The organism is Roseovarius sp. M141, assembly GCF_024355225.1.
Lineage (GTDB): Bacteria > Pseudomonadota > Alphaproteobacteria > Rhodobacterales > Rhodobacteraceae > Roseovarius.
On record NZ_VCNH01000008.1, the window covers coordinates 2,953,018 to 2,974,146 of the forward strand.

The window sequence follows — 21,129 nt, forward strand, 5'->3', positions numbered from 1 at the left end:
AAATCGACCCGACAATCTGGAACATCGCTCTCATCACAGGCCCATAGGCAAACCATGTTTTCGGAAAGGCCTCTTCGAGGGAAAGTATTCTGCTGATCCTACCCGTTGGGACGAGGTGGTGAGTTTTTCAACGAAATCCGCCCTCTGTGTCGATAATTGCAGCATCGACACGAACCGGCCCATTGCGGATCTTGTCGGAGAGATCTGACGCTTCAGCGGATACCTCATGCTCGCGTATTTCCGAATTGTTGGTGGTCATGAGCATGTCCTTATTCGTTTATCTGTGTGTATTCATCACTTGGCGCCTACGGCGGATCTGCACCCGCACTGCCTCGGCCGCCAATCCGACGATCAAACCCGCCCCGGCACCCAGTGCCACAGTCATTATAGCGGCAGCCCCGATAACGGGGCGACAGTCAGCTCTGGCGTCGAACATCCGGCGGCTCAGCACCAGATCAGCCGCTGCATAGGCCAGCAGCGCGCCGACCACTGGCATCGGGATCATCGTGAGCCATCCGATCACATCCCGTCCGGCCAGCGCCGCCGCCACACACAATACCGCCATGATCATTGGAGAACCGATCCCGCGCGCGCCGAACCTGTGATGCGCCGCAATGCCGCCCGCGCCGTGGCACATGGGGAGGGCACCAAACGGCACCAAAAACAGATTAAGCGCCCCGCTGGTCGCCGCCAGCTTGCGCTGGCTTACCAATGAAGCGCGGGACGGATAAAGCGACCGCGTCACCGCCGCCGCAACGACAACCGCGTTAAGCAGCGTCAGGGGCAGCTGCGCTGTGATGCCCGACAGCAGCGCGCGGATTGAGATATTGGCATCCGGCGCCTCAGTGATAACGAGCGGGTCGCTTACAGGGGCAACCAGAACTGCCGCACCCACGACGATCAACGCCCACGGCCCACGGCCCCAGATCAACGACAGCGCAAGCACCGCCAGAGCAGGGATCGCCAGCGCCCATTGTGCGGCCATCAAATCAATAGCAACCATTCCCAGCATCAGCCCAAGCCCGACCTGTAACCCGGTCACGACAGATTGCGGAATGGCCCATGCGACTTTGCCAAGCTGGGCGCTTGCGGAGAACACCAGCAGAAAGGCTCCGATGATCGCACCTGTCCATGCGGTTTCGGGCGCGGTCAGGCTTCCGGCAATGATGAGCGCGCCGACGGCCTTCATGGGCTGCACAGCGATGGGTGCCCTGTAGACTAACGCCACCAGCGCGTAACCGGCCGCGAACCCGACGAAAACCGGCGTGGGTGCCAAGATACCGGCACCGGTAATTGCAATCACATAGGGCAGAAATGTCCCGAGATCGCCAAGCGCACCGGAAACCTCTCCACTGAAAGAGCGGAGCCATTCGCCGATGCTGGAGCTTGGTCGGGTCATTCCGCGTCGATTACCATCCGATCATCGTTCCAGAATACCGCAATATCCGCCCTTAGCCAGCCGCGTCATCGAAGTTGACCACTCATCGCTATGGATTCATATGCGTTATTGTGCAATTTTTCCGAGGAATGGGAGGATATGCAGGAATGGAGAGCTTTTCGGCGATCTTTATGGAAGCGGTGGCGCTTATCCTGTCGTGGGACCCCGACGTGATCGAGATCATCGTGTTATCGCTGCAAGTGACCATAACGGCGGTTGCCGCAGCCTGTCTGATCGGGCTGCCTTTGGGGGCCGTGATCGGCGCATTCCGGTTTCCGTTACGCACTGGCGTGATCGTCGCTCTGAATACGCTAATGGGCCTGCCGCCGGTGGTGGTAGGATTGCTGGTCTATCTGATGCTCTCCGCCGCAGGTCCGTTGGGGGTGTTAGGCCTGCTTTACACGCCCACGGCCATGATCGTGGCGCAGACCATTTTGGTGACACCCATCGTTGCAGCCTTAACGCGGCAAGTGATCGAAGACCTTAATGGAGAATATGCAGAACAGTTCGCCTCGCTCGGCGTCGGCCCGCTGGACCGTATTCTGGCTCTGCTCTGGGACGCGCGCTACAGCTTGCTGACGGTCGCGCTGGCGGGGTTCGGACGTGCAGTAGCCGAGGTTGGCGCGGTCATTATCGTCGGAGGCAATATCAACCATGTCACCCGCGTGATGACAACCACCATTGCGCTGGAAACCTCAAAGGGAAACATGCAGCTTGCACTGGCGCTTGGCCTTATTCTGCTGACGATTGCGGTGATCGTGAATGGCCTTTTGATGGCGATTCGCGGGACCGCTGCAAGGGCAGCTTATGTCTGAGGCCTTCATCGATATACGAGACCATAGTGGGGTGGCGCCTGCTCCGCTTCTGTCAGCACGCGGCTTGTGCTTCGACGCTGGCGGGCAGCGGTTAATCGATGGGATTGATCTGGATATAGTGCCGGGCCGTTGCACAGTGATTATGGGTGCCAATGGCAGCGGCAAAAGCCTGCTTTTGAGGCTACTACATGGCTTGATCCAGCCGACTGAGGGGCGTGTGTCATGGCGCGGGCAGCCACTGGATCGAGACGCGCGGCAGGAACAGGCGATGGTATTTCAGCGCCCCGTGATGTTGCGCCGCTCCGTCGCGGCAAACCTGCGTTTTGCGCTGTCCGTGCTCGGCATCCGGGGGGCTGAGGGCAAGGCGCGGGAGGCTGAAACAATCGCCCTCGCTCGAATGGACGCGCTGAAAGACAAGCCCGCTCGCGTTTTGTCCGGCGGAGAGCAACAGCGGCTTGCAATGGCGCGCGCCATGATCAGCGCACCGCGCATGCTGTTCCTCGACGAGCCAACTGCAAGCCTCGATCCCGCCTCGATCCTGGCGATTGAGCATCTGATCCAAGACGCGCGCGACAACGGCACCACAATCGTTCTCGTAACCCATGACCCCGGTCAGGCCCGCAGGCTGGGCGATGATCTCATTTTTCTTCATGGCGGACGTGTCGCCGAAACCGGCCCTGTCGAGCGGGTGCTGGAAGAGCCGACATCAGAGGCCGCGCAGGCATGGCTTGGCGGGCGTCTGTTCGTTCCATCCGAAACGTAAAACCAAAGTATCATAAAGGAGAATGATAATGTTTAGACGCAACTTCCTCGGCTTGGCCTCAGCGGGCCTTCTGGCACTTGGCCTGTCCGGCCCAGCTGCCGCGCAGGACGATTTTATTATCGTCCAGTCCACCACATCGACCCAAAACTCGGGGCTCTACGAATACCTCCTGCCGATTTTTCAGGACAAGACTGGCATCGAGGTGCGCGTCGTTGCCGTCGGCACCGGTCAGGCGATCAAGAACGCCACCAATGGCGACGGGGACGTGCTGTTTGTCCATGCCAAACCGGCAGAGGAAAAATTCGTCGCCGACGGTGACGGGGTTAGCCGCAGCGACGTGATGTATAATGACTTTATCATCGTCGGGCCTCCGGATGATCCAGCGGGCGTAGCGGGCATGTCCGATGTCGCCGCCGCCATGGCCAAGATCGCCGAGGCGGAGGCCCCCTTTGCCTCGCGCGGCGATGACAGCGGCACCCACAAGGCCGAGCTTCGCCTGTGGAAAGACGCAGGCGTTGACGTCGATGCAGCATCCGGCGGCTGGTATCGCGAAACCGGCTCTGGCATGGGGGCTACGCTAAACACGGGCACCGGCATGAACGCCTATATCATGACCGACCGCGCGACCTGGATCAGCTTTGGCAACAAGGGCGACTATGGAATTGCGGTCGAAGGCGATGAGAAGATGTTCAACCAGTATGGCATCATCCTCGTGAACCCTGAAAAGCACGCCAACGTGAAGGCCGATCTGGGCCAGCAATTCATCGACTGGGTGCTTTCCAATGAAGGCCAAGCCGCGATTGCCGACTTCAAGGTCGACGGCCAGCAGCTATTCTTCCCCAACGCAAAATAATCTGATGATAAGGCGCGCCTACAGCGGGCGCGCCTTTCTTAAATTTAGGGGTATCCCATGAAATCCATCATCACAGCCGGAATTTTCGCAATGACAGTGGTTGCAGGGCCCGCCATCGCCCAAGAGGTCCGCTTGCACGCGGCGGGCAGTCTCAAGACGGCAATGACAGATATTGCAGACGCTTTTGAAACCGCGACGGGCGCAACGGTCCAGCGCAAATTCGGCCCCTCTGGCCTGCTCCGTGAACGGATCGAACAAGGTGAACTCGCCGAGGTCTTCGCCTCCGCCAACATGCGCCACCCGCAAACGCTTGCCGATGAGGGCCTGTCCGGCACTGTGACTATGTTCGCTCGCAACAGCCTGTGCGCGCTGGCGCAACAGGAGGTCGAGGTCACGAGTGATACAGTCTTGGATGTCATGCTATCAGATGACATCCGGCTTGGCACCTCAACGCCCAAGGCCGACCCTTCGGGTGATTACGCTTGGGAATTATTCGGCAAGGCGGGCGAGGTTCGACAAGGCGCCACCGCCACGCTCGAAGCCAAAGCCCTGCAACTCACCGGTGGGCCGAACAGCGCTACGCCGCCAGAGGGCCGCAACCCCTATGGCTGGGTTATGAGCGAGGATCGGGCGGATCTGTTCCTGACCTACTGCACCAACGCAGTGCTTGCCCAGCGTGACACCCCGACATTACAGATCGTGCAACTGCCCGAGGCGCTGGTCGTTGGGGCCGACTACGGCTTGAGCGTGCTGAACGATGCCTCCACAAGCAGACGATCTGGCCGCCTTCATCCTTGCGTCCGACGGGCAGCAGATCCTTGCGAGCTATGGATTTGAAACTGTAAAGTAAGACGCCAATAATGGCTTATCCAACGTCCATACTTCAGTCTGGCAACCAGCGCACTGTCCCCATCTGGCCAAGATCATAACCGCCCATTGCCTCAGCCTTTTCGTGGCACGCCGGGCTGCGGGCAAAAGCCAGCAGTTTTTGCACCGCTGGCGTGAAATAGGCATGTCGGTCGATCAAAAGATCAAAGCGTTCCTGAGCTAGCGGCAGAAAGCCAAGATTGAACTGCCGCGCCATCGCTTCGATCCCTGTCGCGGCATCTGCCTGGCCTGCGGCCACCGCCGCCGCCGCGTCATATTCGGTGTAGGCCAGCCCGCTGACCAGATCGAGATCAGCAACGCTCAGCCCTTCGCGCCGAAGCATGTCATCGAAAAAAATGGCCCCTCCGGCACCGGGCTGGCGCAGCACAACGCGCTTGCCTCTGAGGTCGCTAAAGCTGGTGATCTTCCTGCGCGAATCCGTCGATAGAACCAGCCCCCGGGCACGGGATGCCCACCCGATAAGCACACAACCCTTCAGCTCTTGTGCGGTGACGGCATCGACATTCCAATCCGTTCCGCCTTGGATATGCAGCCCTGTCAGCGCCGCTTGCCCCTCGGAAAAACATTCCAGACCGGCACGGCTGCCGTTGAACAAGGTCGCAAGGTTCGATCGACTTTCACGCACAGCCCAGTCCAGAAGTGGATCATGCGATCCGGTCAAAACTGGCGGCCGTGTGCCCGCTAATGGCCCACAGCCGTTGTCGATCCAGTCCAGCAGTTCTGCTTTCGGGAACAGCAATTTGCCGGTAATGCGCCGGTGCGGGATCTCACCGGCGCCCGCAAGGTCGTAAACCTTGCGTTCCTTCACGCGCAAAATATCCGCCACCTCTTTGGTGGTCAGATAACTCGGCGCATTGGCTCTTAGGTCTTCCGGCATTTCACGGCTCATCCCCCTAAGGGTAAAAATGGACTACTCAGGCCATGTCCGCAAGATGCCCACTAAGTACGAAGCCGGCTGTGCAAGAAGCCCGGCTATTGCTGCACACTGGCCCAATCTGGATGTGAACCTGCCGCAGTTAGCTGCCGCCCCTTTGATAGCAGAATCTGCAGTAACAAAGATAAGGCGATTGTATATTTGACAAACCAAACTGAGAGTCCTATATTGGAGTCAACAAGTTAGAGGTTTTTGAAATGTCCGTTCTTTCCGCCCCATACATGCACGACGAAGCAGCCGCCTTTGCCCATGTCGAAGCGATGCTTTGGGCGGATGGTCCGGTCTGCCCGCATTGCGGCGTGGTCGATAGCGCCTACAAGCTGGAAGGCGTCCGCACAAAGGCCAGCAAGAAGAACCCAGAGGGCAAAGAGCGCCACGGCCTGTGGAAGTGCCGCGAGTGCCGCAAGCAGTTCACCGTGCGCAAAGGCACGATCTTCGAGGAAAGTCACCTTCCGCTGCACCTGTGGCTTCAAGCCATTCACCTGATGGTGTCTAGCAAGAAGGGCATCAGCAGCCATCAACTGCACCGCGTTCTCGGCATTACCTACAAATCTGCTTGGCTCCTTACGCACCGTATCCGCGAGTGTATGCGCTCCGGAGATCTGGCCCCGATGGGCGGCAATGGCGGCACAGTTGAAGTGGATGAAACTTTCATCGGTCAGAACCCAAACAAGCCCAAGAAGAAGGGTGCGCGAGGGTATGCTCACAAGAACGCCATGTTGACATTGGTGGACCGCGATACCAAGCAAGCTAAATCCATCGTGGTTGACGACATCAAGAAGGATACGCTGGTGCCGATCCTGCGCGAGAACATCGCGAAAGAAGCCGTGATCTACACCGACGAAGCCAAGCAGTATACGCACCTTGGCCGCGATTTCGTAGACCACGACTTCACCACGCACAGCAAGGGCGAGTATGTGAAGCGCGAAAAACCGCAGGTTCACACGAACACCGTCGAAGGCTTCTACAGCGTCTTCAAGCGCGGCATGAAAGGCATCTATCAGCACTGCGGAAAGCAGCACCTGCACCGCTACGCTGCGGAGTTCGACTTCCGCTACAACAATCGTGAAGCGAACGGCGTCAACGATGTGGAAAGAGCGTCCAAGGCATTATCTGGGGTTGTTGGCAAGAGAGTTCTTTACCGGGACTCGTTGGGCGCGTAGAATCTGCGCCGGAGACGCAGGATATGACAGAAACTACGAAGTACACCTTCAAGATTGACGATTTTACGCCCGAAAGCATGCCTTTCGGGCGGCTGGTGGACTATTACTCCGAGATCAAGAAGATGCTCGGCTTAGCCGAAAGCATGCACTTGGTCGGCGTGTTTGAAAGCAGTCATGGCAGCGCCTTTGCAATCGATAGGAACCATGAAAGCACTCTCATAAAGCGGTTGATTGCGATCAAGGAGGGAACCGCGTCTCAAAAGTCCAAAAGAGCGCACGACACAATCAACGCCATGCTGAAAGAAGACGGCACGAGCGGGGTGTTTTCCGACGCGAAAAGCCAAAACGTCATTCAATTCCCAGGGAAGCGCTCTGATGATGCCGTGCAACTTAGAATACGTGACGCAGCGACCTTTACTGGTGAACTGTATCACATTGCGGGCACCAAGGATGATGTGAAAGTTCGCATCAATACTAGCGCTTATGGCGTGGTGTTTTGCTCCACAACCCGAGATATTGCGAAAGCGCTGCGCGATTTCCTTTTTGAAGAAGTGAAAGTTAGCGGTCGCGGCATGTGGACACGCAGTGAAGTTGGAGCATGGGATATAGACGACTTCGCAATTACTGATTTTGCCCCCGTCCAGAGAGAGAGCTTACGCTCCGCAGTGAATCGCATCCGAGAAATGGGGGTTAATTGGCCTGACGATCCTCTTGGCGAAATTCGTGATTTTGAAGAGAATGGCGGGCAAGTGCATTGATAGTAGCGTTTGATAACACTTTTCTTTCACTTGCGTTGAATCCAAGAACCAAACCGACGCCAAATCCCGCGACCGGCAGCCCTGTGGAATACTGTTTGCAGCGCATTGAAGCGCTGATAGATCGCCACAGTAAAAGAGGTGACACAGTAATCGTGCCCACACCGTGCCTGTCGGAACTGCTAGCCGCAGTTCCAGACATGGGGAAGGCCATAAGTGAAATTAATCGATCTGTCGCCTTCGACATTGCACCATTTGATGCTCGATGTGCCATCGAACTCGCAGACGTAAACAGGCGCGCACGAGTAAGCGGCGATAAGAAGTCTGGCGTATCTGCCGGATGGCAGGAAGTCAAATTTGACAGGCAAATCGCAGTTATCGCGAAAGTTGGAGGTGCTGAAATCTTCTATACAGACGATAACAGTCAGTCAAAGTTCGCAAAACAGTTGGGGTTGAGCGTGAAGCACACATGGGATTTGGATTTGCCACCTGAGTATGCGCAAATGGATTTGATTAATGAAGACCAAACAGAAAACCCAACTTGACCGTTTCAAAGAAGCCGCCCGTCAGTTAGAGACGGACGACGACGAAGAACGGTTTGAGGAACGGCTAAAGAAGCTGGTGAAGCAGAATCCGGAAGACAAGAAGGCTAACGGGTGAGGTATTTACATACCCCACGTAATGGGGTATTATTATACCTATGCGATCCTCCATCATATCAGCCCTTGCAAATCTTCTTGGCGTTGAAGTCCAGATCGGCGGTATCTGGCGCGGGCGTAGGGTACGCCGCGCCGTGGAAGAAGATTAGCCGAACTTGCGATCAAGCCATTCTTGTGTGCCCTGCTTCGCCCTGAACGTTGAGGGGCGCTGATCGAAGGGTACAACGATAAGCTGGTCGTCCTCATCAATGAACGGTTTCAGGTGATCCCGAAGCACAGTTGCTGTAGTACTGGTCACGTCAAGAAAATAGACGGATTCAAGTGGTTTGTGACCGCCTAGCCTATCCATCTCATCCCAAAGTTTCTGGTAATTCTTAGCTTTGTTCAGGTCGTAACTTACAAGGTATAGTGGCATGTCTCGAATCCCCCTCTGGTAGAATCCGAGCCTGCCCCTACGTCACGGGTTTGTCAAATATACAATCGCCAAAGATAAACTGTGGAGCGAGGCAGAATAGAAATTCTGTGGGCACCACTATGGGATTTACAGAATTGCCGCCTCAGAGCAATGACAGTCGTTGGCGAGTGGAGGCTGGAAAATTGCGGCTTTCGTCTCGTTAATCCCGTAGCTACAGGGCTGGAACGACGGCTTTCGTTAATTTGCGCTTTGTCCTCGCACCTGCGGCAAAGGTCCGCTTCCCGCCCTTTCAGCCGAAGAACAATCGCTTGCTGTCGCAGTGAGCTTGGCTTTGACGACCACGCGACCCGCTCTTCTTTCAGGCCTTGTGCATTTGATGCTGCGCAGGAAATATCTTCGCCAACTTCCAGAGGTTTGGGGCGTTGGCGGCGAGTAGTAATTTGTCATTTTCGCCCCATTGGCTTCGTTATCAGAGACATCCAAGACCAGCGTCGCTCAATGACTTCAGACAGAGCAGACGCCCCACCGAAACTCGCAAAACAGACCTCGCCTCAGTAAAATTTACCGCGATGGACGCACAAAAAAAGCCCTTACTGCTTTTAGCAGTGAGGGTGAGAACGGCGGTGCGAAAGTCTGCCACGGTAGCGGCGGGATGAGCCTGCTGCGGGCGGCGTAAAAGTCGTCCACCTTTACCCTTTCTGGCGACAGGGAGGGCGGGAGGATTTTCACCGTGGATTTGTATCGGAAAGTTCGGCTGGCCTGTGCCGAGGGCATGAGCCAGCGAGAAGCGGCGCGGCATTTCAACATCTCGCGCGACAGCGTAGCCAAGATGATGGCGTTCTCGGTTCTCACGGCCATTGACCACGGTGTGAGGGCTCCCGACGCATCCGCCCACTCGCCCTTGTCACTCACAATCATGCGCAGGCATTCTTGTGCCGCACTGGTGCAAGGGTTCCGCGTCAGCTTCATGCCGAGGATGACTTTGGTCCGGCAATCGATCGCCAGAACAAGCCACCAGCGCGCTGTATCTCCATCAAGCCCGATCAGATCCAGAAGTTCGGCACCGAAAAATTCCTTCAAATTGGCAGAATGGATGATCGACTGAAGGTCAATGCACCACTCATCCATTTCAACGCGCTCACCGGGCCGCGAAACCTCCAGGCCCTTGCCGACCGGACGCAGCTGCTTGATCGCATACTCCCGGCCGTGGCGGGCAATCATGACGCGCAAGGGATCAAGCTTTTTGATTGCGGTGCGGACAGCGTCGCGTCCCGGAACACGAAGAGGCAAGCCGACGCCCTCTTTATCGAGGCGTTGGTTTACCGCTAAGTATGATGGTGAGATCGCCTCTACTGGTTTCTCCGTTCTCCGCGGCGCAAATGGAATCGAACCAAAATACCTTTACTACAAGGCAATCTCCCACGACTTCGTCAGCGCCCTAACCGGCGAACAATACGGCGTTAGCTATCCTGCCGTGAAGGACGAACAGGTCAAATCGCAACCGCTCGAGCTGGCCCCCACAAACGAACAACGCCGCATCGTGGAGAAGATCGAGGCGCTGTTCGACGAGATCGACGCCGGGATCCAGAGCCTGCAGACGGCGCGCACCACCCTCGGCCTCTACCGCCAATCCCTGCTGAAATCCGCCTTTGAGGGCCGCCTCACCGCCGACTGGCGCGCGCAGAACGCCGACAAACTGGAAGCCCCCAAAACCCTCCTCGCCCGCATCCAGAAAGAACGCGACACCCGCTACAAAGCCGCTCTGGCAACTTGGCAAGAGGATTTGGCTAAGTGGCGCGCCGATGGCGAAAATGACAAGAAGCCCACGAAGCCGAAACGGCCAGCTTGGCCGGACAAGTTCGATTTCTCGGAGCTTCGAGATCTGCCGGACAGCTGGGCCTACCTACCATTTGAGGCCCTCGCTTGGTCTGTCCAAAATGGCATTTCGGCTAAACCCGATAAAAAAGGTCCGCTCAAAATTTTCCGGATCAGTGCTGTCCGGCCAATGGCCTTCGGCTTGGAGGATTTTCGACGAATCACCGATCCCGACGGCAGCTTCGAGGACTATCGCCTGTCCGAAGGTGATCTCGTATTCACGCGCTACAATGGGTCGCGTGATTATGTTGGGGTGTCGGCCATGTATCGAGGCGATGGCAGTCACGTCTACCCTGACAAGCTCATTCGGTGCGAGATCAGGTCCGACATTCTGAACCCAGCATTTCTCGAGGCAGCGACGAACTGCGGCGAGAGCCGCGCATACATTGAACGTCGCATCCGAACGACTGCCGGGCAATCCGGTGTATCTGGTGGCGACATCAAAGCCATGCCCGTTCCCATCTGCTCACCCGCCGAACAAGCCCAAATCACCCGCATCCTCGGCGCCCGCCTCGACGCCGCCACGCGGCTTGAGGCCGAAATCGACGCTGCCCTCACCCGCGCCGACGCCCTGCGCCAATCCATCCTGAAAAAAGCCTTCTCGGGCCAACTCGTTCCCCACGACCTCTCGGACGAGCCCGCCGCCGCCCTGCTGGCCCAGATCAAGGCGGAGAAATCCAAGACGCCAAGAACAAAGTAAAAGAGAACTGCCAATGCCTGATTTCATCAGCTTTCAAGAAGCCATCGAAGCTACCAAAGACGAAGACCGCGCGCTACTAATTGGCAATGGCTTTTCGGCACAGTATTTCAACTACACCGACCTCCTGGCCAAGTCAGGTCTTGGGGCAGGCACCCCGATCCGGAACGTTTTCGAAATTCTCGAGACTGTCGATTTTGAAGCGGTCGTGCGTTCGATCGAAGATGCTGCCATCGTCGAACGCGCCTACGGGAATAATGCCCACTCAGACGAGCTCGAAGTGGACGCTCAAAGAGTTAGGGAAGCACTTGTTTCGGCAATTAATCAAACACACCCTATGCATCGCGAAGATCTGGAATATGAAAGTAGTTCAGCTTTCTTGGGTCATTTTCAAGAAGTGTTCACCCTGAACTACGACTTGCTGCTCTACTGGGTGAATTTGGAAAAGGGTCTCCTGAATGATGGTTTTGGGCTCGGACGAGTAATTGACGGCGGTGGATTTCGCGGACCGTTCAAACCGGATGCTCACTGCCACATCTATAATCTTCATGGAGGACTTCATCTCTTTCAAACCCGCACAGGTGATGTGTTCAAGGCCCTGCACACTGGAGACGGTGTAGTTGCGACTATTACGCATTCTATTGCAGTCAAGAAGCGTCTCCCACTCTACGTCGCCGAAGGCACCTCAAAGGCAAAGGTTCGGAAAATTAACTCCAATTCCTATTTACGGCATTGTATAGATAAGTTGCACGAAAATCCCGCTGCCATCTTTGTATTTGGTCACAGCGCCGATCCAAATGATGCGCATATTTACCACGCCATTTTCGGCTCAAAGGCTAAGCACGTCTATTTTGGTGTATTTCAGCCGAATGCCGAAAAGATCACGGCCCTGGACGCCGAACTCGCAAAGTACAAGAAGCTCGGTGGTGACGACGTGGCGTATAGTTTCTTCGATTCCGAGACAGCTCATGTCTGGGATGGACCATCAGCAGTAGAGGAAACAGAATGACCACCGCCCCCATCGTCTCCAAGGTCTGGAGTTTCTGCACCACGCTGCGCGATGATGGCGTCGGCTACGGTGATTACCTCGAACAGCTGACCTATCTCATCTTCCTCAAGATGGCGGATGAGTACGCCAAGCCGCCGTACAGCCGCGATGTAGGTGTTCCCGAGGGCTATGACTGGACCAGCCTGACGACCCGCCGCGGTGCCGATCTGGAGGCGCATTACATCGCCCTCCTGCGCAAGCTGGGCGAGCAAAAGGGCATGCTGGGCCAGATCTTTACCAAATCGCAGAACAAGATCACCGACCCGGCCAAGCTGTTCCGCCTGATCGACATGGTAGACGGCACGCAATGGGTGATGCTGGGTGCCGACGTGAAGGGCGACATTTATGAAGGCCTGCTTGAGCGTAACGCGGAAGACACTAAATCAGGTGCTGGTCAGTATTTCACCCCGCGCGCCCTGATCCGCGCCATGGTGGAATGCATGCGCCCCGAGCCGGGCAAGACGATCGCCGACCCGGCCTGCGGCACCGGCGGCTTTTTCCTCGCCGCCCATGATTTCCTGACAGACAGTGAGAATTTCGCGCTCGACAAGGCTCAGAAGGCATTTCTGAAGCATGAAACCTTCTTCGGCAACGAAATCGTCGCCGGCACACGGCGGCTATGCCTGATGAACATGTTCCTGCATGGGATCGGCGAGATGACCGGCTACTCTCTGGTCTCGCCCGCCGATGCGCTGATTTCGCCGCCCTCGGAGACCTTCGACTATATTCTGGCGAACCCGCCCTTCGGCAAGAAAAGCTCGATGAGTTTTACCAATGCCGAAGGGGAGCAGGAAACCGACGATCTGACCTACAATCGGCAGGATTTCTGGGCCACGACCTCAAACAAGCAGCTGAATTTTGTGCAGCACATCCGCACAATGCTGAAAACCACCGGCCGCGCTGCCGTCGTGGTCCCCGACAACGTGCTGTTCGAGGGCGGCGCTGGAGAGACAATCCGGCGCAAGCTTTTGCAAAACACTGACCTGCACACGATCCTGCGCCTGCCGACCGGGATTTTCTATGCCCAGGGCGTCAAGGCGAACGTCATCTTCTTCGACAACCGCGCCGCCAGCCCCGACCCGCAGACGTCACAGGTCTGGTATTACGACTACCGCACCAATGTGCATCATACGCTCAAGCAGAAACCCTTGACCTTCGCACACCTGGAAGATTTCATCGCCTGCTACAATCCAGCTAACCAGCATGAGCGGGAAGCAACCTGGAGCGAGGCCACCCCGGATGGTCGCTGGCGGGCCTACTCCCGAGAAGATCTGCTGCAACGTGATAAGGCCAGCCTCGATTTGTTCTGGCTGCGCGATGTGTCGATGACCGACCTCGAAAACTTGCCCGATCCCGTCGTGCTGGCTGAAGAAATTCTCGAGCATCTGGGAGCCGCAATGGAGAGCTTCGATTCAGTTGTGAAGGGAATAAGATGACTTGCACGATAGCAGATGGAAATTTGGCCATTCATTTTGATTAATTTTACTTGAAGGGCGGATTCCGGACTTTCTCCGCAGGCGCGAAATCTCATGGAGCGATCAAGTGAAGCTGACATTCAGGCGACCATCAAAGCTCGATTTTCTCTGCACCGCCGCAAGGCAGCTTCAAGCCCTTTTGAACGATGCTGCAAATCGCACCAAGGGACACGAACCGCACTTAGCTGTCACAGCTACTGGAAAGCTGTTCAATGCCGATCGAAGTATGTTGGGCCAGAGCTGGTTGCAAGAACCCTCATCATCTCGCTTTTCTACGCTGCAGCTTGCCGGATATGAAATCTTGCTAATTGTTTCGATTTTCTTAGACTATGCGCAACTTAGCGCCAGACGGGTCGCCGATGGAACGTAAGACGTCGCATGCCGATAGAGTTCTCGAAGCAACAAGCTCTGCTTCTGCTGCAGCTCGTTCGCAAATAGCGGCAAGCTGGCATCGGTCTGTGCAGAAGCACGGTCTAGATCCCAACAACCATCGCGCACCTGACAAACTCGAACAGGCGGAGTTTCGGTCCCGGATTGCCGCCAACGAACAGTTTATGATGGTTGCTGCACCTCGTCTGGACGGTCTGTATTCATTGGTCGGCCGATCGGGCTGCGCGGTGTTGTTGACGGACGCAGATGGCGTGATTCTGGATAAACGTATGGCGGACGCAGACACGTCGACGTTTGAACGCTGGGGTCTATCCACCGGCGCAATCTGGAGCGAGGAGCGCGAGGGCACGAACGGTATCGGTACCTGCCTGACCGAATGCCGTCGGCTTATCATTCATCAAGACGACCATTTTCACGCCCGCAACACGGGTATGAGTTGCATGGACGCGCCAATTTTCGGACCAAACGGGCAGATTTTGGCTGCGTTGGACGTATCATCCGCTCGCGTTGACCAGACGGAGGCGTTTAATCGCCTGATCGCGGCACAAGTCAACCAAACCGCCCGTGCCATCGAAGAAGCCAATTTTCGAGCCGCATTCCCCTCAGCACGGATCATTGTTGCGGATTCCGATAACAACGAAGCCGCGACGCTTCTTGCAATTGACGAGGACGACCTCGTCGTTGGCGCGACCCGCGAAGCGCGCCGCGCATTTGATCTGGCCACCACCGGGCCACTTAAAGCGCGACCGGCATCAGATATCTTAGGTCGTAAAGATGGCCCATCGGGATTCGAACGGGCCGATCGCGCCGCGGTATTGCGTGCCCTTGCTCGGGCAGATGGCAACGTCTCACAGGCCGCCCGCCAGCTTGGTGTGGGACGTGCTACGCTTTATCGACGGATGAGGCGGCTCGGTCTGAACGATATCTGACCGGACCTGTCTCAGATGTGAGACACTTGCGACGATCGTTCGATTTCGTCCTGCTGACGGACGCTGATGCACATGTCAGATTACGCCCAAGCCCAGGTGGAGGACTTGGGCATTCAGGAGGAAAGTACAATGAAAGATCTCGCACATACCGAAGCCGGTACGTACACATCACCGTTCAAGACAAAATATGACAACTATATCGGCGGCAAATTCGTGCCCCCGGTGAACGGTCGATACTTTGAGAATGTAACGCCAATTACAGGCGAAAAAATCAATGATATCGCACGCTCGGACGCGGATGACGTGAACCTGGCGCTGGATGCCGCCCACGCGGCCAAGGCTGCCTGGGGTGCCACATCGAGCACCGAAAGGGCGAACATGTTGCTGAAGGTTGCTGATGCGATTGAAGACAACCTTGAACTGCTCGCCCAAGCCGAAACATGGGATAACGGCAAGCCAATCCGCGAAACGATGGCCGCCGACATTCCCCTTGCCGCGGACCACTTCCGGTACTTTGCCAGCGTGCTGCGCGGTCAAGAAGGCACGATGAGCGAAATTGACGCTGATACGGTGGCTTACCACTACCACGAGCCGCTGGGCGTTGTCGGGCAGATCATCCCGTGGAACTTTTCGATCCTGATGGCAGCCTGGAAGTTGGCGCCAGCATTGGCAGCGGGCAACTGTGTCGTGATGAAACCCGCCGAACAAACACCAGCTGCGATCATGGTCTTGGCGGAGATCGTCAAAGATCTGCTTCCGGCGGGTGTGCTGAACATCGTCAACGGCTATGGTGCCGAGGTCGGGGCTGCACTGGCCACATCCAAGCGCATCGCCAAGATCGCCTTCACAGGCTCTACTGCGACGGGTCGCACGATCATGAAGGCCGCGACCGAGAACCTGATCCCGGTCACGCTTGAGTTGGGGGGGAAAAGCCCCAACGTGTTCTTCTCGGACATCATGCGCGAGGACGATGCATTCCTTGACAAGGCGATCGAGGGTTTCGTCTTGTTCGCGTTCAATCAAGGCGAAGTCTGTACCTGCCCGTCACGTGCCTTGGTGCAGGAAGACATCTATGACGCCTTCATGGAACGCGTCATAGAACGTGTAAAAGCCATCAAGCACGGCGACCCGCGCGACCCTGAAACGATGGTTGGCGCTCAAGCCAGCACAGCCCAGCAGGAGAAGATCTTGTCTTACTTCACGATCGGCCGTGAGGAAGGGGCAGAAGTTCTCATTGGTGGTGCTGCGGCGGAGTTCGGCGGCGAATTGGCAGGTGGCAACTACATCCAGCCAACGATCTTCAAGGGCGACAACAGTATGCGTGTTTTCCAGGAAGAGATTTTCGGACCGGTTGTCTCCGTCACGACATTCAAGGACGAAGCAGAAGCCTTGGCGATCGCAAATGATACGATGTACGGGCTTGGCGCGGGCGTTTGGTCACGAGATATGAACACCTGCTACCGCATGGGCCGCGCAATCGAGGCGGGCCGCGTCTGGGTCAACAATTATCACGCCTACCCTGCCCATGCTGCCTTCGGTGGCTACAAGCAGTCGGGGATCGGCCGCGAAAACCACAAGATGATGCTCGATCACTATCAGCAGACCAAGAACATGCTGGTCAGCTACAACCCCAACAAACTTGGTTTTTTCTAGGGAGGAAAAAAGATGACCAATACAATGAAAGCAGCCGTTGTCCGCGAATTCGGGGCACCACTTCAGATCGAAGAGGTCCCCATCCCGGAAGTCGAGCCGGGCATGATCCAGGTCGCCATCCACGCGTCCGGCGTATGCCATACCGATCTGCACGCCGCCGAGGGCGACTGGCCGGTCAAGCCTCAGCCGCCCTTCATTCCCGGACATGAAGGCGTGGGATACGTCTCTGCTGTTGGCAAGGGCGTGACCAATGTGAAAGAGGGTGACCGCGTCGGCGTGCCATGGCTCTACACCGCGTGCGGACATTGCCGGCACTGCCTCGGCGGGTGGGAGACGCTCTGCAAGAGCCAGAAGAACACTGGCTATTCCGTGAATGGCGGTTTTGCCGAATTCGTGCTCGCCGACCCCAACTATATCGGCCACCTTCCCGATAACGTCGGCTTCAACGAAATCGCTCCGGTGCTCTGCGCGGGTGTGACGGTCTACAAGGGTCTGAGGATGACCGACACCAGGCCGGGCGACACCGTGGCCATTTCGGGGATCGGCGGTCTGGGTCATATGGCGGTGCAATACGCCGTCGCGATGGGGCTGAACGTTGTGGCCGTCGATATCGACGATGCCAAGCTCGAGCTTGCCCGGCGCCTTGGGGCCAAGGTGACCGTGAACGCCCGGACCGAGGACGATCCGGCTGCCAGGGTGGTGAAGGAAACCGGCGGCGGGGTTCAGGGCGTCCTCGTCACCGCCGTCGGGGAAAAGGCATTCGAGCAGGCCATCGGCATGGTTGATCGCGGCGGCACGGTTGCGCTGAATGGTCTTCCCCCGGGTAATTTCCCGCTCAACATCTTCGGGATGGTGCTCAACGGCGTGACGGTGCGCGGCTCGATCGTCGGGACGCGGCTTGATTTGCAGGAATCGCTCGCGTTCGCCAGTGATGGCAGGGTGAAGGCCACGATCGAAACAGCACCCCTGGACGAGATCAACGCGATCCTTGACCGGATGAGGAGCGGCAAGATCGAAGGCCGGATGGTCCTTGACCTCACCAGCTGATCTTGCGTTGCGGTCGGCCTTCATGTTTCCGGGCCGACCGCAAGTCACGCGACGCCTTCGGTTCGATATAGTTACAACGTTTCTGCTTGCGAGAAGGCTGCGAATGCCTCGTAGGCTTCGTCTGTCGAGCTCTCTTTCCACCGGCCTAACGTTGGAGCAGCGGAACCTACTCGCTGCTTTCCGAGCAGGTACCGGCCAAGCTGGGTAGGGCCAAAAGGCAATTTCGGTTGAATTCCTACCAGAATCGACGCGATTGAATGACCGGTCCTAGAAAATTCCGCTGCACTCGCGAAGGTCGGGAAAGTCCGCACTCCGTCATTTAGGTTGACAAAATGCTGCGCGGCACACGAATGCCCGGTTCGATGAAGCTGCACCGCAGCACTGACCGATGAAGCGAGCGGCAGCACCGGGCCGATCTCGACCAAAGCTCAGGCGTACCACTATTCTGCAAGGAATTTAAAACGCCCCGAGCAGCATTGCTGCTTAGGGCGCTCGTCTTACTTTTTATCTGTTCATTATGCCCAGCAGACAGCGATGAGCCGCAACTTGATCAAGGACGCTCTCACGGATGTTGAGAAAATCTTGGAAAAGAAATCGCAACTCAATAAGCTCCTCGCCGCGATCCGAATAGACGAGCATTTCGCGGATTTCGCCATGCGGACCAAATTCGTCATACCCCGTTTCCTCGAAGCGGTCTTCGCTGCCGAGGTATTCAGCAACGATGCTGCGGTCCAGGATGTCCATGACAGCGTCCAAGCCGCCTTCGTCTCTCGCATCGAAGGGTTGGCGCTCTTTCAGGCGCCCGAGGCAGCGCGACACGAAAGCCACGTCTCTTGCATTGTCGCCAAGGTGGAGTGACTTGGCCCGGTTGGCTATCTGACGGCCCAGCGCCACGGCCTGCGCAGCCAGATCATCCATGTCTTGTCTGTCGGAAAGTAATTGCATCGTCGGGTATCCCCATGGTTAGCAGTCGATCGTTGGAGCGACCGGAAAGGCAGCCCCTTCAAGACAGCCGGCCCTGACGGGGCCGGCTTTGGTTGGGGACATCACGCGACTTGCGAGATCATTTGCGATGCTTTGCAGCGGATGTCGCTGGTAGGATCATTCTCAGCGATTAGCTTCAGCAATGCGCCGAGTTTGTCCGAAAGCAGACAGCAGTCCGTGACAAACCCGGAAGCAGGGTCAATCTGGGCAAAAAGGCCGCTCTCGATCCGATCTGGATCGGCTACATATTCCAGGGTTAGCAACCGGTGAAAATCAACCAGCTGGCTGCTTTGTGCCCGTGTCAGGCGCCGTGTGTGGCGCATAGCCTCACACAGTAAAAACGCGCGTGCACTGGCCGCTGGGCCGCCCAGCCTGTGTGCAGCATTAGCCAACGCTGTCCCGTGATCGCGGAGGAACGCGCGCACATACTCCAGATTGGGGCAAGGCAGCTTTGTCAGTGTTTGGTAATAGGTCATGGGTTTCATCCCCGGGTTGCGCTGCACCAAAGCGGCAGCTTCAAGATGCCTGTCTCCTCCTTTCACAAGGCAATCTGGCCAGACCCGGTGTAGCAGCAACTGGGTCCGTCGGTCTGGCTCATGTCAGTGTTTATTTGGGTTCCGTCGCACCGGGGTTTCCTGATCTGCGCGGCCTCCCAAGAGGGCCCGCGCAAGATCTGGAAATCGGGTGACACGGGGCGTCGTCGTACGACCCACCCTCAACGCTCTTTCTCTCGTCCTTGTTTGGACGAACCTCAGTATTGAAGTGGTCCCAGAAAACCGGACAGTCGGCTAAGGTGTATCCCAAACCTTTGAAGGGATACGAGAATGGCGAAGCGCCGGAACTTTACAGACAAGTTTAAAGCCAAGGTGGCGTTGGAAGCGCTGCGTGGCGATAAGACCGTGCAGGAGATCGCAGCAAAGCATCAGTTGCACCCGAACCAGGTCAGCACATGGAAACGGCAAGCTATCGACGGGATGGCTGATGTGTTTTCTGGTGGCAAGCAGAGCGGCCCGACGGAAGCGGAGGTCAAAGAACTGCATGCCAAGATTGGGAGGCTGGCCGTCGAGAATGATTTTTTGTCCGAAGGGCTGAAGCGGTGAGCCCGGCAGAGAAACGCTCCATGATCAAGCGGGATCACCCTGAGCTGAGCATCAGCCAGCAGTGCAAACTGGTGCGGCTATCGCGGTCGGCGTTTTATTATACGCCCGTCGGGATCGACGCGGATACGCTGGCCATGATGAAAGAGATTGACCGGGTCTTCACCAAATATCCGTTCTTCGGCAGTCGTCAGATCGCTGCCTATCTACGAAGAGAGGGCACAGTAGTCGGGCGTCATCGCGTCAGGCGATTGATGGCGAAGATGGGCTTGGAGGCAATCTACAAACGCCCCCGAACCAGCCAACCGCACCCGCAGCACCCGGTCTATCCGTATCTGCTTCGAGGCATGCAGATCGACCGCCCCAATCAGGTCTGGTGCGCTGATATCACGTTCGTGCCGGTCAAGAACGGCTTCCTGTATCTGGTCGCGATCATGGATTGGGCTACGCGCAAGATGCTGAGTTGGAGACTGAGCAACACGATGCACGCAGACTTTTGCATAGACGCTTTGAATGAAGCCATTGCCAAACACGGTACACCGGAGATCATGAATACGGACCAAGGATCACAGTTCACGGGATCGGCCTGGATCAAAACGCTGACCGAGGCTGGCGTGCGCATCTCAATGGATGGACGCGGACGCTATCTGGACAACATCTTCATCGAGCGATTGTGGCGATCCCTGAAGCAGGAAGCGATCTATCTCGAAGAGATCAATGACGGCTTCCAAGCCCGGCATGTCATCAAGAACTGGATGGCATTCTACAACGCAGAGCGGCCCCATTCCGCGCTTGATCGGCAAACGCCTGACGACGCATACTGGACCGGCTTGGAAGAGCAAAAGGCAGCATGAAACCTAAACCCGATACACCTTAGAAACGCTGCAAACCTGTCCGAAAAAGTGGGACCACTTCAAAGTCCAGGGTGGCGAACCTCTCCATGTCTGTATCGGGTTGCATCGGTGAATCGGGTTGCATCGGTGATCTACCTCGAAAAATGTGATGTGCCAGTGTCAAGCTTGCACGTTACCCAGACGCAAACCGCATCTCACCGCAGATCCCGGATCTGAGCGCTCTCAAACAGGGAGCCGCACAAGAACCGGGCATCCTGTGCATTATGACACACTGAATATGGCTGATTGCGATGCTGCGGCGTAGAGCACCCGCAGCCATCGGCCTATCTCTTACCGATTGGGAGCGGTGGACACTGCTATACCTTTAACAGATCATGAAATCAGCGCCGCAGCGCGA

At 56.8% G+C, this 21,129-nt stretch carries 22 protein-coding genes and 1 pseudogene; 17 read left to right on the forward strand and 6 right to left on the reverse strand.

Going from position 1 to position 21,129, the window contains the following annotated elements:
• Nucleotides 1-127 precede the first annotated feature (127 nt).
• Both FGD77_RS18220 and FGD77_RS18225 read right to left on the reverse strand, forming a co-directional pair.
• Complete coding sequence (locus FGD77_RS18220) at nt 128-259, reverse strand: hypothetical protein (protein WP_255012157.1); 132 nt, start codon at nt 257-259, stop codon at nt 128-130.
• 18 nt (nt 260-277) lie between these two features.
• On the reverse strand, nt 278-1,399 hold the full coding sequence (locus FGD77_RS18225; RefSeq protein WP_255012160.1) for a putative sulfate/molybdate transporter: 1,122 nt from the start codon (nt 1,397-1,399) through the stop codon (nt 278-280).
• Nucleotides 1,400-1,545: 146 nt separating this feature from the next.
• Here FGD77_RS18225 and FGD77_RS18230 point away from each other — a divergent pair, with 146 nt between their 5' ends.
• Genes FGD77_RS18230 through FGD77_RS18245 form a run of 4 tightly spaced genes read left to right on the forward strand, consistent with a single transcriptional unit; the run spans nt 1,546 to nt 4,706 of the window.
• Nucleotides 1,546-2,253: an ABC transporter permease gene (locus tag FGD77_RS18230; RefSeq protein ID WP_369682769.1), complete on the forward strand. Its 708-nt coding sequence runs from the start codon at nt 1,546-1,548 to the stop codon at nt 2,251-2,253.
• Nucleotides 2,246-3,016 (forward strand): ATP-binding cassette domain-containing protein, encoded by a 771-nt coding sequence (locus tag FGD77_RS18235; RefSeq protein WP_255012165.1) that lies wholly within the window; start codon nt 2,246-2,248, stop codon nt 3,014-3,016. The genes FGD77_RS18230 and FGD77_RS18235 overlap by 8 nt, the downstream gene beginning before the upstream one ends.
• A gap of 28 nt (nt 3,017-3,044) precedes the next feature.
• Nucleotides 3,045-3,869 (forward strand): extracellular solute-binding protein, encoded by an 825-nt coding sequence (locus FGD77_RS18240; protein ID WP_255012166.1) that lies wholly within the window; start codon nt 3,045-3,047, stop codon nt 3,867-3,869.
• A 57-nt stretch (nt 3,870-3,926) separates the two neighbouring features.
• Nucleotides 3,927-4,706, forward strand: coding sequence for a molybdate ABC transporter substrate-binding protein (locus FGD77_RS18245; protein WP_255012167.1), 780 nt, complete (start codon nt 3,927-3,929; stop codon nt 4,704-4,706).
• Nucleotides 4,707-4,752: 46 nt separating this feature from the next.
• Here the strand turns inward: FGD77_RS18245 and FGD77_RS18250 are convergent, their stop codons facing one another.
• Entirely contained in the window at nt 4,753-5,646 is an 894-nt protein-coding gene (locus tag FGD77_RS18250) for a helix-turn-helix transcriptional regulator (RefSeq protein ID WP_255012168.1), read from the reverse strand.
• Between the two features lie 242 nt (nt 5,647-5,888).
• Here FGD77_RS18250 and FGD77_RS18255 point away from each other — a divergent pair, with 242 nt between their 5' ends.
• From FGD77_RS18255 to FGD77_RS18270, 4 genes are read left to right on the forward strand one after another with little or no spacing between them, the layout of a single operon-like run.
• Nucleotides 5,889-6,854 (forward strand): IS1595 family transposase, encoded by a 966-nt coding sequence (locus tag FGD77_RS18255; protein ID WP_255012169.1) that lies wholly within the window; start codon nt 5,889-5,891, stop codon nt 6,852-6,854.
• Between the two features lie 23 nt (nt 6,855-6,877).
• A complete protein-coding gene (locus tag FGD77_RS18260; protein WP_255012170.1) occupies nt 6,878-7,612 on the forward strand; it encodes a hypothetical protein in 735 nt (244 codons plus the stop codon).
• Nucleotides 7,609-8,154, forward strand: a complete 546-nt coding sequence (locus FGD77_RS18265; RefSeq protein WP_255012171.1) for a hypothetical protein — start codon at nt 7,609-7,611, stop codon at nt 8,152-8,154. The genes FGD77_RS18260 and FGD77_RS18265 overlap by 4 nt, the downstream gene beginning before the upstream one ends.
• Nucleotides 8,126-8,269: a hypothetical protein gene (locus FGD77_RS18270; protein WP_255012172.1), complete on the forward strand. Its 144-nt coding sequence runs from the start codon at nt 8,126-8,128 to the stop codon at nt 8,267-8,269. Before FGD77_RS18265 ends, FGD77_RS18270 begins: the two co-directional genes overlap by 29 nt.
• A 144-nt stretch (nt 8,270-8,413) precedes the next feature.
• Here FGD77_RS18270 and cas2 read toward each other — a convergent pair whose 3' ends face one another.
• On the reverse strand, nt 8,414-8,683 hold the full coding sequence (gene cas2 / locus FGD77_RS18275) for a CRISPR-associated endonuclease Cas2 (RefSeq protein ID WP_255012173.1): 270 nt from the start codon (nt 8,681-8,683) through the stop codon (nt 8,414-8,416).
• 730 nt (nt 8,684-9,413) lie between these two features.
• Between cas2 and FGD77_RS18280 the strand changes: the two are divergent.
• The 8 genes and pseudogenes from FGD77_RS18280 to adhP form a co-directional block, all read left to right on the forward strand.
• Nucleotides 9,414-9,527: pseudogene (locus tag FGD77_RS18280) on the forward strand (helix-turn-helix domain-containing protein); the annotation flags it as partial.
• A 375-nt stretch (nt 9,528-9,902) separates the two neighbouring features.
• The gene (locus tag FGD77_RS18285; protein ID WP_255012174.1) at nt 9,903-11,258 is read left to right on the forward strand and encodes a restriction endonuclease subunit S; all 1,356 of its coding nucleotides are present in this window, start codon (nt 9,903-9,905) and stop codon (nt 11,256-11,258) included.
• A gap of 13 nt (nt 11,259-11,271) precedes the next feature.
• Entirely contained in the window at nt 11,272-12,264 is a 993-nt protein-coding gene (locus tag FGD77_RS18290; protein WP_255012175.1) for a DUF4917 family protein, read from the forward strand.
• The gene (locus tag FGD77_RS18295) at nt 12,261-13,739 is read left to right on the forward strand and encodes a class I SAM-dependent DNA methyltransferase (RefSeq protein ID WP_255012176.1); all 1,479 of its coding nucleotides are present in this window, start codon (nt 12,261-12,263) and stop codon (nt 13,737-13,739) included. Before FGD77_RS18290 ends, FGD77_RS18295 begins: the two co-directional genes overlap by 4 nt.
• Nucleotides 13,740-13,845: 106 nt before the next feature.
• Nucleotides 13,846-14,148: a hypothetical protein gene (locus FGD77_RS18300; RefSeq protein WP_255012177.1), complete on the forward strand. Its 303-nt coding sequence runs from the start codon at nt 13,846-13,848 to the stop codon at nt 14,146-14,148.
• A complete protein-coding gene (locus tag FGD77_RS18305) occupies nt 14,138-15,097 on the forward strand; it encodes a GAF domain-containing protein (protein WP_255012178.1) in 960 nt (319 codons plus the stop codon). The genes FGD77_RS18300 and FGD77_RS18305 overlap by 11 nt, the downstream gene beginning before the upstream one ends.
• A 129-nt stretch (nt 15,098-15,226) precedes the next feature.
• A complete protein-coding gene (adh, locus tag FGD77_RS18310) occupies nt 15,227-16,750 on the forward strand; it encodes an aldehyde dehydrogenase (RefSeq protein ID WP_255012179.1) in 1,524 nt (507 codons plus the stop codon).
• A 24-nt stretch (nt 16,751-16,774) separates the two neighbouring features.
• Entirely contained in the window at nt 16,775-17,797 is a 1,023-nt protein-coding gene (adhP, locus tag FGD77_RS18315; RefSeq protein ID WP_255012180.1) for an alcohol dehydrogenase AdhP, read from the forward strand.
• A 504-nt stretch (nt 17,798-18,301) separates the two neighbouring features.
• Here the strand turns inward: adhP and FGD77_RS18320 are convergent.
• Nucleotides 18,302-18,742 carry a hypothetical protein gene (locus FGD77_RS18320; RefSeq protein WP_255012181.1) on the reverse strand — a complete coding sequence of 147 codons (441 nt, stop codon included), beginning with the start codon at nt 18,740-18,742 and terminating at the stop codon, nt 18,302-18,304.
• A gap of 101 nt (nt 18,743-18,843) precedes the next feature.
• Nucleotides 18,844-19,257: a hypothetical protein gene (locus tag FGD77_RS18325; protein WP_255012182.1), complete on the reverse strand. Its 414-nt coding sequence runs from the start codon at nt 19,255-19,257 to the stop codon at nt 18,844-18,846.
• Between the two features lie 348 nt (nt 19,258-19,605).
• Between FGD77_RS18325 and FGD77_RS18330 the strand changes: the two genes are divergently transcribed.
• Nucleotides 19,606-20,732, forward strand: a protein-coding gene (locus FGD77_RS18330; protein ID WP_108892635.1) for an IS3 family transposase whose coding sequence is annotated in 2 segments (ribosomal slippage) — nt 19,606-19,852 and nt 19,852-20,732 — 1,128 coding nt in all. Because the reading frame shifts where the segments join, the coding sequence is not laid out codon by codon here.
• Nucleotides 20,733-21,129: the final 397 nt, after the last annotated feature.